6 protein-coding genes are annotated in these 14,709 nt (G+C 69.6%); 5 read left to right on the forward strand and 1 reads right to left on the reverse strand.

Annotated features, from left to right (window positions below; all coding sequences use genetic code 11):
- Positions 1-5: 5 nt before the first annotated feature.
- On the reverse strand, positions 6-7,892 hold the full coding sequence (locus U0177_RS09910; protein WP_409570459.1) for a DUF2298 domain-containing protein: 7,887 nt from the start codon (positions 7,890-7,892) through the stop codon (positions 6-8).
- A gap of 92 nt (positions 7,893-7,984) precedes the next feature.
- Here U0177_RS09910 and cmk point away from each other — a divergent pair, with 92 nt between their 5' ends.
- The 5 genes from cmk to tilS all read left to right on the forward strand — a co-directional run bounded on the left by cmk (position 7,985) and on the right by tilS (position 14,671).
- Entirely contained in the window at positions 7,985-8,659 is a 675-nt protein-coding gene (gene cmk / locus U0177_RS09915) for a (d)CMP kinase (protein ID WP_409570460.1), read from the forward strand.
- A 42-nt stretch (positions 8,660-8,701) separates the two neighbouring features.
- On the forward strand, positions 8,702-9,361 hold the full coding sequence (locus U0177_RS09920; protein WP_409570461.1) for a lysophospholipid acyltransferase family protein: 660 nt from the start codon (positions 8,702-8,704) through the stop codon (positions 9,359-9,361).
- 162 nt (positions 9,362-9,523) lie between these two features.
- Positions 9,524-11,248: a PH domain-containing protein gene (locus U0177_RS09925; protein WP_409570462.1), complete on the forward strand. Its 1,725-nt coding sequence runs from the start codon at positions 9,524-9,526 to the stop codon at positions 11,246-11,248.
- A 6-nt stretch (positions 11,249-11,254) separates the two neighbouring features.
- Positions 11,255-13,195: a hypothetical protein gene (locus tag U0177_RS09930; RefSeq protein ID WP_409570463.1), complete on the forward strand. Its 1,941-nt coding sequence runs from the start codon at positions 11,255-11,257 to the stop codon at positions 13,193-13,195.
- Between the two features lie 21 nt (positions 13,196-13,216).
- Positions 13,217-14,671, forward strand: coding sequence for a tRNA lysidine(34) synthetase TilS (gene tilS, locus U0177_RS09935; protein WP_409570464.1), 1,455 nt, complete (start codon positions 13,217-13,219; stop codon positions 14,669-14,671).
- Positions 14,672-14,709 lie beyond the last annotated feature (38 nt).

The raw sequence follows: 14,709 nt of genomic DNA on the forward strand, positions 1-14,709 counted from the left end.
ATTCGTCACTTCTGCAAACGCGCGACCGCCGCGCTGGCCTCGGCGTAGTAGGGGGCGTCGCGCGGGGCGATCGCCAGGTAGGCGCGGTACTGTTCGAGCGCCTTCTCGGTATCGCCCTGCTGCTCGTAGAGCTGGCCCAGGCGGAAGTACGGCTCGGGGGCGTTCGCGTCGATCGCCAGCGCCTGGTTCAGCGCCTCGGCGGCGCGATCGAGCCGGCCCATTTTGATCAGCTCGACGCCAAGCTTGTTGTAGTTGCCGGCCGAGCCATCTGCGGCGATGGCTGCGCGATAAGCTTGCTCGGCTTCGTCGAACCGATTGGCGTCGCGCAGAATATCGCCCCACAGATGCTGGAGCGCTATGTCGTTGGGGTGGGCCGGCGCGGCCACCGCCAGCACTGCGGCGGCATCGTCGAGGCGCTTGAGCGCGCGGTAGCGCTCGGCCAGCGCGAACGCCGGCCCGGCGGCGGTCGGGTCGTTCTTCACCCGCTGCTCGAGCGACTCGAGCGACGGTTGCGACGCCTGATCGCCGGCCGGCGGCTGCGGCGCGGTCTGTGGCTCGTCGGGCTGCGTTGCGGGCGGCACCGGCTCGGCTGGCGGCGGCTCGATGTCGCCGGCCAGCACACGCGTGTAGACGCTCGGATCGACCTTGTAGATGGTGACGGTTGGGTTGTGGTAGGCCAGCTTCAGGAACGACCCGGCCATCTGCTCGAACTTGGCGATGCCGGCCGGGCTGTAGGCAGCGCGCTCGATCTGGCCGATGTACACATAGCCTACGTGATACTTCGCCAGCAGCCGCAGCGCCGTATCGGCGTCGGTCGAATTATAGATCAGCTGCACATCGGCATCGCGCTCGCTCACCAGCTCTGGGTCGTGCTGCTCGCTGGCGTGCAGCGGGCTGACGATCGTCGGCAGGCCGGTGTTTGCCGCCACGCGCACGCCATAGGTGCGGTAGAACCACAGATCCGACTGCAGCACGATCGGCGTGCCGCGCACATTCTGGTTGAGCCAGCCGATCGCGTCGAGGTCGTCGTTCAGGCTGATCTGGCGCACCACGCCGTTCTGCTGGCCTATGTACTCGGGCAGCAGGTCGAACACGCCCTGGCGCATGAACGCCAGCCCGTCGAGGGTTGGCGCGGGCGACTCGGGGAAGCGGTAGGCCAGCCGGCTGGGGATGCCGGCCAGCGGGAACACCAGCGCGAGGCTCACCAGCGCGACGATCAGCGCCCAGGCGAGGGTTTGGGCGACTACGCCGGCGCGGCGCAGGCCGCGCGCCAGCCAGGGCAGCGCCGCGCTGGCAGCCACCGCCATGAGCATCCAGGCTTGCAGGCCGAACTTGAATACTGTGTTCATGCGGTACGAGTCGCTGCCGTCGAGATGGTCGCGGAGGTAGATCAGCTCGACGCCCAGCGATACGGCCCAGGCTAGCACCGCCAGCCACAGCACAAACCAGGCGCGCCGCGGCAGGCGTCGCGTCAGCAGCGCCGGAATGCCGGCGGATAGCAGCAGCACCAGGGCGACCTTCAGCAGCAGCGGGCTCGACCAGATCAGCGCCGCGCCGCTGCCGCTTGAGGCTGCGACCAGGATGATCAGCGCGCCGGCGATTAGCAGCGCCCGGCTGGCCCCTCGCCAGGGCGTGCCGGACGGCGGGCGCGCGGCAATGCCCAGCAGCGCATTTCCTTCGGCGGGTGCGTCGGCGGCGAGCGGCGCCGGCGCCGGGCGGCGTACCCTGCGGAAGAGCCGCGCGGCCACGCCAAACACCCACAGGCCGAGGATCAGCAGGTACAGCCCGTAGATCAGCACAAACCCGCTCAGCGGCGACCCGTCGCGCACCAGGCCGATGCCGCTAACGCCAGCCGGGCGCACGTAGTTCTGGAAGAATGGCAGGTACAGCAGCAGCGCGCCGGCTACCACCACGGCGGCTTCGAGCGCGGCCAGCCCCAGGCGCCCGAGCACGTGGCGGCCGGAGGGCGCGCTGAGCCAGGCCCGCCCGGCCAGCGCGCCAGCGATCAGCAGCGCGTACGTCGGCAGGTCCCACGAGTTTGTCACCGCCAGGGCGCCCAGAGTCAGGGCGGCCAGCAGGCCGGCGGCGCGCGCCGCGAAGCGAGAGCCATCGGCCAATAGCGCCGGCTGCTGGCGCGCGGCGCGCGGCTCGGGCCGATCGAACAGCTCGAACGCCAGCGCGATCAGCAGCAGCGCCAGCGGCATGGCGATCAGGTGCGGGTGCAGATCGGCGAACAGGTAGCTCCAGAACGGGAATTCGTTGATCGTCGTGAGCTTGTCGGGGATGATAATCACCCGCGAAGGGCCGACGAACCACGAGCCCAGGCGCTCGCCGAAGCCGGCCAGGCCGCCGGCCAGCGCCTCGCGCACTGGCCCAATGCCGGCGCCCCAGCCGACTTGGAAGGCGGCCGCCAGGTTGCCAAGCAGCGCCACAAACGCGCCGCCGGCCAGCCCGTAGCGCAGCCGGCCGCTCAGCCGCGTCGCGACGGCCACCGCGCCGCTGAGCGTAAACGCGAACAGCGTGGCGATCACCAGGTTGAAGCCAACCGCCGGATTGATGCCGGTGGCTTTGATCGGCAGCGAGGCCAGGAACAGGCCGTAGTAGTAGTAGTTGATCTTGCCGCCGCTGAGGAATGGATCGTATGGCGGCATGGTTGGGCTGCGCAGGATCGCGTTGAGGAAGCCGAACTCGAATGGCTTCTCGCCGCCCCAGAAGGGCTGCCACAGGTCGGGGTTCAGGGCGCGCAGCAGCGCCATGAACGCGAACGCGCCGAGGAACAGCGCCTCGCTGGCCGCTATCGCGCGGCCGTGGGCGCGCAGGTGCGCGCCGAGCAGGGCCAGGCCCTGCCGCAGTGGCGTCTCGGCGCGCTCGGCTGTGGGTTCGCCCTCGTCGGCGGCCTGCGCGCGCGCGGCTTTTTCGGCGGCGATGCGGCGGCGTCCGGCCCACACCAGCAGCGCGCCGTCGAGCGCCAGCACCAGCACCAGCCCGAGCAGCAAGCCCCAGCGGTTGTACTGCCATAGGCCCATGCTCGCCGGCAGCCACACCGCGTAGCCTAGCAGCAGCAGGCCGACCAGGCGCGCCCATGCCCAGCCGCCATCGCCGGCGGCCTCGGCGCGGCCAGTGGCCATGCGCCCGAAGATCAGCGCCGCGAGCGGCAGGCCCAGCGCCAGCAGCGCGTAGAACGCCAGCAGCCACAGCACCAGCGCCGCGCCATCCGACTGCGCGAGCTTGTTCCAGGCGTATTCGCCGACCACTGGCAGTGTATACACCGGCACTGCCATGAGCGTCGTCTGCGGCACGGCTGGTGCCGGCGGCCTCGTGTCGAGCGTGGTCGAGGCAACCGCTGGCGCAGTGGCGCCGCGCGGCACGCGATAGACGCGCGTCTGGCCGGCGGCGTACACTTGCTCGATCGCGCCCGACTGCGCCAGCGCGTCGAACTTCGCCAGGCCGGCGGCCGGGTAGAGCGCGCGCTCGAGCTTGCCGACGTAGACATACTCGACGCCATATGCCTGCAGGTCGCGGAGTGCCGCGGCCGGGTCGGCGCCGCCGTACAGCTGGGCGATCGTGTTCTGGCGGCCCGACAGAATGGGGCCGACATCGGCCACCTGGCGCTGCTGGGTCTCGTGCCACGGCCAGCCCAGCAGTGTCGGCAAGCCGGTGTAGATCGACACGCGCCCGCCCCAGCGATAGGCCTCGGTGTGAGCTTCGAGCACAATCGGGCTGCCGGCAATGTTCTGGCGCATCCAGCCGAGCGCCGCCGCGTCTTCGGCGAAGTCGAACTGCTGGTCATTTTCGGCCCAGCTGGCGTTGCCCGAGCGCATAAACGCGGTGCCGTCGAGCGTCGGCCCGATGCCGGCGTCGATGCGATCGGCCAGGCGCGCCGGGGTGGCGCTGAGCGGGTACACCAGCGCGGCCGCCACCAGCAGCGCGGCAACAGCGCGCCAGCCCCAGCCGATCGGCGCGTGGCGCTTCTGCAGGGCCAGCGGCCACAGCGCGCCGAGCGCCAGCGCGCTCGCCAGCGCGAACAGCGTCCAGCTCTGCATGCCGAACTTGAACACCGTGTTCATACGGCCGATGTCGCCCTTTGCGACCACCAGCTCGGTCGCGAGCACGATCAGCAGCCCGAACATGCCCCAGGCGAGCCCCAGCAGCCGCGCGATCTCGCGTGGCTCGTCGGGCGCGGGCGGCAGCTCTTCCTGCGCCGGCGGCGCTGGCGCGTCGAGCAACGGCAGCTCGAGCTGGACATACGGCTCGTCGCTGTCGGTGGGTGTGGCGGGGGCCGGCAGGCTGGGCGCGGCCGGTGTGTCGAGCAGGTGATCGACCACGATCGCGACGGCGCCGATCGCCAGCGGCACGAGCAGCACGAGCGCGCCAGCGTTCAGCAGCACGGCGGCGAGCGCCAGCAGCGGCGGCGCGCCGCCGATCAGCGCCAGCAGCGCCGGGCGCGCGCCGCGCCGCCAGTACAGCAGCACCGCGCCGCTCAGCAGCATGAACAGCCACAGCCCATTGATACGCAGGAAATCGGCGGCCGAGGTGCGCGTGCCGTGCCATAGCTCGAAGCCGGCGTAGTCGGTGGCGAAGCTGCGCAGAAACGGCTGGAACAGCAGCGTGCTGCCGAGCAGCAGCGCGGCCAGCGCGCCGACCCATGCAATCGCGGTGCGCGGCAGGCTCGCGCCGCGCTGGAGCCGGCGCCACGCCAGGAAGCCCAGCGTCACGAAGCTCAGCGCCATGTAGGTCGGGAAATCCCAGGTGTTGGTGGCCCGCAGCGCGCCCAGCACCAGCGCCAGGGCGCCGAGTATCGCCAGCCACGCGCCGGCACTCCGCGCCGATGGCCCGGCTTCGCGCGTATGCTGCTCGGTTCTGGCCGCGGCGACCATCAGGGCCAGCGCCAGCAACGCCAGCGGCAGCGCGATCATGTGGGCGTGCAGGTCGGCGAACAGGAAGGTGAAGAACGGAAACTCGTTGATCGTGCTATCGCCTTCGTGCATGCCAACGAGCCGGGTCGCGTCCCAGAAGGCCCACTCGGCGCGGCCCTGGCAGCTCTGCTGCGCGGCGTAGCTGCTGCTTGCCTGGCACGCGGCCGGCTGCCCTGCGTCGGCATTGGCCGAGCCGGGTAGAAACCACAGCGCCTGGGTGAGCGGGCCAAGCAGCACCACAAATACGGCAGCCGCCAGGCCGGTGCCGATCGCGCGGCGCTCGCGAGCAAGCAGCCGCGCGCCGCCCGGCTCGGGCGCCTGGTCGGCCTGTTTCTCTGCGTTGCTGTCGGACGGCGCGAGCAGGTTATACACGGCGCCCCAGGCGCCAAGGGCGGTGAGGGCGAACAGCGTGGGCACGGCGAGGTTGTAGGCGGTGGTGGGCAGCACGCCGGTCAAGTGCACCAGCGCGCCGACGAGCACAAAGCCGAAGTAGTAGTAGTTGAGAAACCCGCCGGCGAACCAGGGGTCGTAGGGCGGGAAGAACGGGCTCTTGACCACCGCCGTCAGAAACGCTAGGTCCATCGGCTTCTCGCCGCCGCGCGCCGGGTGCCACAGGTCCGGGTTCAGCGCCCGCACCACCACAAAGCCGAAGTAGGCCAGCAGAAACAGCCCTTCCGCAGTCAGCAGCGCGGCGCGGCGCTCGCGGGCAAAGGCGCGCAGCTCGTGGCGGGCGCGCCAGCCGGCGGCGGCGCCGAGCACGAGCAGCAGGCCGGCGCACAGCCACACGCTGGTGGGGCCGAAGGCGAGCAGGTGGGCGCTGCCGAGGAGCCAGGCGGCGTAGGCGAGCAGCAGCAGGGCGAGCGTTTTGGCCAGGGCGAAGCCGCGGTCGGGCAGGCCGGGCAGGTGGCGGAACAGCAGGGCGAAGAGCGCCAGGCCGGGCAGCTCAAGCGCGAGCAGCCAGGCCAGCCAGGGCAGCTGGTTCGCCAGGCTCGCCGGGTCGAACAGCGCTGCCCACGTCCCGCCCGCGCGGTACTGCTCGAGCTGCGTATCGGTGAGGCGCAGCGCGGTAGGCACGCGGCTGGCGCGGATCGTCGGCAGCTTGTACACCTCGCTCCAGGCGATGCCGGCGGTGATCAGCTGCTCGGCGCGCTGGCGGGAGAAGCGCTCGGTCTTCTTGAAGATCAGCACGCGCGGGTGGTCGTAGACGGTGAAGGCTTCTTCGGCGCTCTGGTCGGGGATGCTCAGGCCGAACAGCGTGGGGTAGGAGTGAATATCGGCGACGAGGTCAAAGCCAAGGTCGCCGTCGAAGAGCGCGTGGTAGTAGCGGGTGAGCGCGGGGTAGCGCATGGGCAGGCGGGTGGCGGAGCCGTAGACGCGGTTGCTGCTGAGCACGACATAATCGGCGGCGTCGAGCTGGTCGAGCAGGCCAGGCGAGTACTTGCCGTTGGCGTCGCGCGCGCCGAAGTATTTTCCCGGCTCGTCCTCGGCGTAGGGGCGCGTCATAAGCAGTCTACTCTCGTCGAGCGCGCGGCCGTCGATCTGCAAGGGCAGCGCGTCGTCCCACTCCTCCCACGTCAGCCGTGCGCCCGGCGCGATGTTCGCGTGCACCCAGCGCGCCGCTGCGACGCGCGCGTGTGGGCGCTCGTAGATCCGCGTAAACGCATATGCCCAGCCCAGCGTCGCCAGCGCCACTGCGGCCAGCGGCAGCCAGCGCCACGCTGCCGCCTGCAATCTGCCAAGCACAGGCCCGCCGCGCGCCAGCCCGAGCAGCGCCCACGCCGCGAAAAGCGCCAGCAGCCCGTACAGCGGCAGGTAGTAGCGCATGGTCGCGCCGAAAATGCCACCCTGCCAGCCAAAGAAAAGTATGACCCAGGCCCACGGCAGCAGGTGCGCAAGCTGCCTGTGGCGCAGCAGCTGCCAGCCGGCCCAGGCCCAGCCGGCCCAGGCCGCCAGGCCCAGCGGCGCGCCCATGCCCCAGGCGATCATGTTCTGCAGCGGGAACAAGTAGCGCGCCCGGCCGACCCACTGCTGGCTTGGCGGCGAGTCGATCTGCCCGGCGACTATCGCGTTCACCGCCCGCAGGTTGGCGACAAAGCGCGGCTCGGGCCGGATGTCGAGCAGCCAGCTGCCGACAAAGGCGTCGGGCTGGAGCAGGCGAAAGCTCGCGAGCGCGGCGAAGCCGGCCAGCGCCAGCAGCCCGGCCGCGCCCAGCAGCGCGCGGCGCGGCGGCCGGCCCGGCGCAGTGGCCCACAGCCACTGCGCCAGCGCCAGCGGCGCCAGCAGCCCCAGCGTCGCCAGCGTCAGGCGCGAAGCCGCCGCCGCGCCGATGCTCAGGCCCAGCGCCAGCGCGCAGCCCCGGCCGCCGCCCTGCGCCAGCCGCACCGCCCAGTACATGCTCAGCAGCGCGAAGCATGCCGCCGCCGAGTCGACGGTGAAGAAGTGCGCAATCTGGATCGGCAGCGCCGATAGCGCCAGCAGCGCCGCCGCCAGAAGCCCGGCGCTGGTGCTATACAGCCGCCGCCCCAGCAGAAACACCAGCGCTATGCTCAGCAGCGCAAACGCGGCCGACCAGGCGCGGCCGATCTTGAGCACGAGCAGGTAGCGCGCGACATCCAGGCCATCGGCGTTACCGGCTTGCGGCGCGCCGGTATCCGGCGCGGCGGGCGCGAGCAGCGCGGCGGTATAATGCACCAGCGTCTGCGGTAGCAGGCCATACACATAAAAAGGGAAACCGGCGTTGCGCGGGTTCAGCGGGTTGCGCGCCGAGTCGAGGTACTCGGCCAGGCTGCCGGGCGAGCCCAGCCGTGCGGCCACCAGCGCCATGAAGCGCTCGTCGGGGTGCTGGCCGGTATCCGCATCCCAGCCGAACAGGTTCAGCGTGGCGAAGTAGCCGCCCAGCATCATAACCAGCGCCAGCAGCGCCGCCGCGCGCCAGGCTGTCAAGCGTTTACCGAGGGTGGCGAACGGTGTGATCACGTCGCGCGTATTATAAAATAGATTACAGAGGCTTGCTTGCACGTGCGCCGCCATGCTACAATAACGCGGAATGCACGCGGACGATAGTTACTATGACCATGCCCGACACGATCACGATCGATGGCCCGGCTGGCGCTGGCAAGAGCACACTCGGTGAGCTTCTGGCGCGGCGGCTGGGGTACCTGTATTTCGACACCGGAGTGATGTATCGCGCGCTCACCTGGGCCGCGCTCCGGCGCGAGGTCGATCTCGATGACGCCGCAGCGCTGGCCGAGCTGGCGCGCGAGCTAGCGATCGATATTCAGCCGCCCACTGCCGATGACGGCCGCCAGTATACCGTGCTGGTCGATGGCGCCGATGTCACGTGGGATCTGCGCCGGCCCGAGGTCGACCGGCATGTCTCGCAGGCGGCGCGCCACGCGCCGGTGCGCGAGGTCATGCGCGGGCGCCAGCGCGCGATCGGCATGCGCGGCCGTGTGGTGATGGTCGGCCGCGATATTGGCACGATCGTCTTGCCCGAGGCGCGGCTCAAGATCTATCTCGACGCGTCGCTGGGCGCCCGCGCCGAGCGGCGTGTGGCCGAGCTGCGCGGGCGCGGCATGGCCGCCGACGTGGCGGCGGTCACCGCCGACGTGGCACGCCGCGACGCGCTCGACCAGCACGTGATGGGCCGCGCGCCCGACGCGCTGGTGCTGAACAACGACACGCTGCTGCCCGAGCAAGAGGTCGAGCTGATCATCGCGCAGCTTGGGCGCACTGCGGCGTAATTCATAGCGGCGCGGCGGCTGCGCTGGTGTATTGGGGCTGGCATGCCAGAGCTAGGGTGGCGCGAGCGGTTGGGGTATGGCTTTGTACGGTGCCTGATCCGGGCGCTGATGCGCGTGCTCATGCGCGCGCGCGTCTCGGGCATCGAGCATTTGCCGCGCCAGGGTGCCGGCATTGTCGTCAGCAATCACCTGGCCGCCATCGATCCGGGCGTGCTTGTGGGCGTGCTGCCACGCTCGATCGTGCTGATGTCAAAGGTCGAAAACGCTCGTGGCCCGCTCAGGCCGTTTATGGCCATGGTTGGCGCGTTTACCGTACGCCGTGGCGCGGCCGACCGCCACGCCATGCAGCTGGCCGAGCAGGCGCTGCGGCGCGGCCGGCTGCTGTGCCTGTTTCCCGAGGGCACGCGCAGCCACGATGGCCGGCTGGCGCGGGCGCACGGCGGCGCCGCGCTGCTGGCGCTCAAGAGCGGCGCGCCGATCGTGCCCGTGGCGCTTACCGGCACGCCGCGCGTGTTTATGCGGCGCTTTCCGTGGCTGGGCTTCCCGCGCGTTACCGTCACGGTGGGCAAGCCATTCCGGCTCGGCGCGGCCGAGCACGCCGCCCCGCGCGACGCGCGCGAGCGGGCTACCAACGAGCTGATGCGCCAGGTCGCCGCGCTGCTGCCGGCCGAACTGCGCGGCGCCTATGCCGATGGCCACTAGCGTGACGGTTTGCAGCGCTACCTAATTCGCTCGCGGAGAGCAGAGATACTGATCCTGTGGGGTGGCCCCGGAGCGCATCAGGATGACCGGCGGCTCTCCGCTCAATCGCTCTGTTATAGCATCTATACAGTCTCGCATACATGCTGGCCGAGGAGGTTCTCCATGCTCGGGTTCTTGAAGCCCAATGTTGATCTGGAGCTGGACGAAGGCGAACAGATCCTCCACTACACGCGCCGCCACTGGATTCTGCTGCTGCAGCGGATCTTCATCCCGCTGCTGATCGCCGCCCTCACGTTTGGCCTGGCCCTGTATCGCCTCGTCGGCGGCCAGTTCTTCCAGCGCGACGTCGCCCCGACTGGCCGCCTGGTCGATGTGATTAATATCTTCTTCCTGGCGCTGATCGGCGGGCTGCTGTTCGTCTGGTTTCGCGGCAACAGCGATCCAAAGAAGAAAAAGAAGCCAGGCCGCTTCGGCATCTCCGCCGATACGCTGCTGCTGCTGGCTATGGCCACGCTTGCGCTGATGATCTACTTTCGCTACCAGGGCGGGCGCGTTTTCTATATCGATCAGGCCAGCGCCGCCGGCGCCGACCTGATCAACCTGCTGCTGTTTCTGGTCGCCCTGGTCGCGTTCGGTACGCTGGTCTACCTGACGATCGACTGGGCCAACGATTTCCTGATCCTCACTAACACCCGCGTGATCTACGACGATACGCAGCTGCTGGTGCGGCACGTCAAGCAGGAGATCCTGCTCGAAAACATCCAGCAGGTGAACCTCAGCGCCGATAGCTATTTCGCCTACTTCCTTGGCCAGCTTGCGCTCTGGCGCGATCAGCTGCGCTTCAGGCTCGGCCTGCTCAAAACCAAGCCGCCCGAGAAGCCTGCGGTAGCCTATGGCAAGCTCGTCGTCGGCTCGCTGAGTGTGCGCAAGCTGCTGTTCGAGTGGGCCGCCAACCCTGCCCTCATGCAGCAGAAGATCAGCGCCGAGCTTGGCAAGCTGCGCAAGCAGAACGAGCCCGAGCTGCTGCGCCAGATCATCGAAGATCAGGTCTACGGCAAGAAGCCCGACAAGAAGCGCGAGGCGCCTATTCATGTCGAAGAGCGCCCTGGACCAATTCCCTGGCTGTTCTCGACCAACCCCGAGATCAACTACGAAAAGGAAGAAGTGACGTGGCGGCCATTCTGGATCTTTCTGGTGCTGGCCATGCTGCGCCCCTTCGGTATTTTGCTGCTCTCGTCGGTGCTGCTTATTATTGCCTCGCGCCTCGAGCTGATCGGTGGCGGCTGGGCGCTGCTGATCTGGCTGCCGATCGCGCTTGGCTGCATCGGCCGCATTATCTGGGTGCGCGAAGAGCATGAGCACGATAAATATATCCTCCAGCGCGATAAGATCGTCGATGTCGATAAGCGCCCGTTTGGCCCCGAGAGCACGCGCAGCGCCCCGCTCGACCGCATCCAGGACGTGTCGTTCGATGTCAGCTTTGTCGAGAGCATTCTCGGCTACGGCGATGTGTTTATCGAGACGGGCGGCGGCGGCGGCAAGTTCACCTTTAAGCATGTGCCCGACCCGCGCAATGTCGCCACGACGATCAACGATTACCTTACCGATTTCAAGAAGCGCGAGAAAGAGCGTACCCAGAAGGACGTGCTGACCTTGCTGAAGGAGTATCACACGGTGCAAGAGCGCCGCGGCGAGCTGGCGGATACCAGCCGCGTTGAGGCGCTGCTGGCTGAAAAGCTCGCCGAGTATACCCAGAAAGAGCTGCCTGTGCAGGTCGAGCGCGAGGTGAACACGCGCATGCCTACGCTGATGCGCCGCCAGATGCAGGCGCTGCTACGGCGCAATGCCCGCCGCGAGCGGCTGATGCGCCGCCGCTCCGAGTCCTAGGTGCGTATGCCGCTATCTGTGTTGCGCCGCGCGCGCCCATGGCTGCTCCTGCTTGCGGTTCTGGCGGGCCTATGCACAGGCGCCGCCGCGCTGCCGCTGGCGCTGGCGCAGTCGCCGGTGACGCTGCAGGTGCGCGCGGGCTACGATGGCAGCTACCGCCTGGGCGAGTGGTTCCCCGTGGTTGTCGATGTGGCTAACGATGGCCCCGATCTGCGCGCCGAGCTTGAGTGGTCGCTGCCGGGCCGCTTCGACGAGCAGGTGTTTCGGCGCGCGGTCGATCTGCCGCGCGGCTCGCGTAAGCGCGTGGTGCTCGATGCCTATAGCGCCGTCTACTCGCCGAATGGCCGTGTGCGGCTGCTCGATGGCGCAACTGAGCTGGCATCGCAGGACGTGTCGATCGACGCCGTCGACGACAGCATCTTTCTGATTGGCGTCGTCAGCAGCGACCCGGCCCTGCTCAATGCGCTCGATGCAGTGCAGATCAATGGCTTCTCGGGCGCGCGCGTGCGCCACATCGCCGTCAGCGATCTGCCCGAGACGGTCGGGGCGCTGCGTGGCCTCGACGCGCTGTTCTTCCACGATATCGATAGCGCTGTGCTGGCGCCGGCTCAGCGCGAGGCGCTGGCGATCTGGGTCAGCCTGGGCGGCCAGCTGGTTGTCGGCGGCGGCGCCAATGCTGCGGCCGCTGCAGGCGGCCTGGCCGACCTGCTGCCGGTGCAGTCGGTTGGCGCTCTGGCGCAGGGCGATATCGCGCCGCTCGCCACGCTGGCCGGCGCCGATGCGGCCAGCCTGCCCGCCGGCACAACCCTCAGCCGCGCGCAGCCACGCCCCGACGCTGAGCTCCTGCCGCCGGGCGCCAGCCTGCTGTTCCGCCATGGCTACGGCGCTGGGCTGGTGACGTTCAGCGCGTTTGATCTGGCCTCGCTGCGCGGCTGGCCCGGCGAGCCCGCGCTCTGGGGCCAGGTGCTGCGCGATCTGCAGCCGCTCAGGCCAGGCGCCAGCTCGCGCCTCAGCCAGTTCAACCTGCTCGACCGTGGCGTGCTCAAGCTGCCCTCGCTGAACCTGCCCTCGCCCTGGACATTGCTGCTGTTTGTGCTGGGCTACGTGCTGGTGATTGGCCCGCTCAACTATGTTGTGCTGCGGCGCGTACGCCGGCTCGAGCTCGCCTGGATCACCGTGCCCGTGGTGGTGCTGCTGTTCACTGGTGGCCTGTATATCGTCGGTACGCTGCTGCGCGGCGGCACCGCGCAATACAACCAGCTGGCAATTGTCGAGAGCAGCGAGGGCCAGCGCCGTGGCCTGGCCACGTCGTTTATCGGCCTGTTCTCGCCCCAGCGCGCCTCATATGCGCTCACGTTTCCGCAGGCCACGCTGGTGACGGGCGGCCCAACCCAGCTATTTCTCAACGCGCGCTTCGAGCCGGTGCGCGTCGACGAGGCCGGCGCACCGTCGGTCGCCGTGCTCGCCGATATTGCCTCGGTGACGATGTTTGTCGCCGAGGCCACCGTCGATGTGCCGCCGCAGGTCGAGAGCAATCTTGCAGGCGAGGCGCAGGGCATGCGCGGCGAGATCCGTAACTCGGGCGCGGTGGCGCTCGACGATGCCGTGCTGGTGCGCGGCAACACGTTTGTACGCCTCGGCACGCTCGCGCCTGGCGTGAGCAAAGAGGTTCGCCCCGAAGATGCCCAGGCGAATTTTCCGTCGGCGCTCGACTTAGGCGCCTCGGGTGTGTTCGACCGCCAGCCGATGATGAATATGCTGTTCGATCGCGATCTTTCACGCCTGGGTAGCCCTGGCTCGCCCAATGCCCCGAATGCGCCGGAGGGCATCTACCTGCTTGGCTGGGTCAGCCAGCCGGCGGTCGCCACCAATGTCGACGGCCAGCCGGTGCCCCAGAATGGCCTGACGCTGTACGTGCTGCGCCTGCGCGATCAGCCTGGCCGCTAGCGCCAGCGTTGAGAATAGCGAATGCCGGATCTTCGCTCTACCGTCCGCGCCGCGATCTCGGCGCACCAGATGCTCGCTTCCGACGCGCCTGTGGTGGTGGCGGTATCGGGCGGCCCCGACTCGCTGTGCCTGCTGCACGTGCTGCGCGCCCTGTACCCCGCCGCCCCGCGATTGCACGTCGCGCATCTCGACCACATGATCCGCGGCGCTGAGTCGGCCGCCGAGGCCCAGTTCGTCGCCGATCTGGCGCGCGCCTGGGGCGTGCCCGCCACCGTCGCGGCGAAGGATGTGCCGGCGCTGGCCGCGCGCGAGCGGCTCAACCTGCACGCTGCGGCGCGCCAGGCGCGCTACCGTTTTCTGGCCGAGGTGGCGCGCGACACAGGCGCGCAGGCCGTAGCGGTGGCCCACCACGCCGGCGACCAGGCCGAGACGCTGCTGCTGCACCTGCTGCGCGGCGCCGGCCCCGAGGGCCTGGCGGGCATGCGGCCGGTTGTGGCCTGGGAGGCGTGGAACCCAGGCGGGCAGGGCGATCTGGCGGCCTCGCCCCACAGCGCGCCCGCCTCGCCATCGCTGATTCGCCCGCTGCTCCACGTCGATCGTGATACGATCGAGCGCTACTGCGCGGAGCATCGGCTCGACCCGCGCCGCGACCCCAGCAACCACGATTGGCTGGCGACGCGCAATCGCATTCGCCACGATCTGCTGCCGCGCCTGATCGAGTATAATCCGCACATTGTCGCGGCGCTTGGTCGTACTGCCCAGATCTGCGCCGATGATCAGGCGTTTCTCGCCGCCGAGCTGGATCGCGCCTGGCCTGCGCTGGCGCGGATCCGCCCCGACGGCGTTGATATCGACGGAGCGGCCTGGCGCGCGCTACACCCCGCGCTGCAGCGCGCAGCGCTGCGGCGCGCCCACGCGCTGCTGGCGCCTGGCGAAACGCTGACGCTCGACCATGTCGAGCAGGCGCGCGCGCTGATCGGCGGCGCTGTTGGCCGCCGCGTCGCCCTGCCAGGCGCGGCGCTGCTGGTAGGCTATGGCGGCTCGTTCACGCTCGGCGCGCCCGCCCCGCTCGACGGTCCGCAGTTGCCTGGCGCGTCGCTCGGCCTGCCCGAGCACGGCGCCGTCGCGCTAGGCGCTGGCTGGTCGATCGTGGTGGCGCGCGGCGCGGGATCGCCCCAGGCGCGCGATCCGTGGTCGCTGCTGCTCGACGCCGAGCGCTTGCCGGGGCCGCTCGGCGCACGCCGCCGCCAGCCCGGCGACCGGCTGCCGATCGCCGCTGGAATGAGCCGGCGCGTGCAGGATCTGCTGGTCGATGCGCGCATTCCGCAGGCGCTGCGCGCCGCCTGGCCGATCGTGGTAGCTGGTGACGCGCTGGTGTGGCTGGTGGGCGTGCGCGCCGCCGCGCCGTACCTGGCTGATCCGGCCAGCCGCCAGGTTGTGCGTGTCGATGTATTGCGCGACGCTGCACCGGCCTGACCCACTGCCGAAACACCGTAAGCCTGGACGCGGGCCAC

Origin of the sequence: Kouleothrix sp., assembly GCF_046328425.1 — a bacterium.
Lineage (GTDB): Bacteria > Chloroflexota > Chloroflexia > Chloroflexales > Roseiflexaceae > Kouleothrix.

What these genes read in the sequence shown, in the direction of transcription:
- cmk (WP_409570460.1), top strand. Translation starts at nt 7,985, where the DNA reads ATGACCATGCCCGACACGATCACGATCGATGGCCCGGCTGGCGCTGGC.
- U0177_RS09920 (WP_409570461.1), top strand. Translation starts at nt 8,702, where the DNA reads ATGCCAGAGCTAGGGTGGCGCGAGCGGTTGGGGTATGGCTTTGTACGG.
- U0177_RS09925 (WP_409570462.1), top strand. Translation starts at nt 9,524, where the DNA reads ATGCTCGGGTTCTTGAAGCCCAATGTTGATCTGGAGCTGGACGAAGGC.
- U0177_RS09930 (WP_409570463.1), top strand. Translation starts at nt 11,255, where the DNA reads ATGCCGCTATCTGTGTTGCGCCGCGCGCGCCCATGGCTGCTCCTGCTT.
- tilS (WP_409570464.1), top strand. Translation starts at nt 13,217, where the DNA reads ATGCCGGATCTTCGCTCTACCGTCCGCGCCGCGATCTCGGCGCACCAG.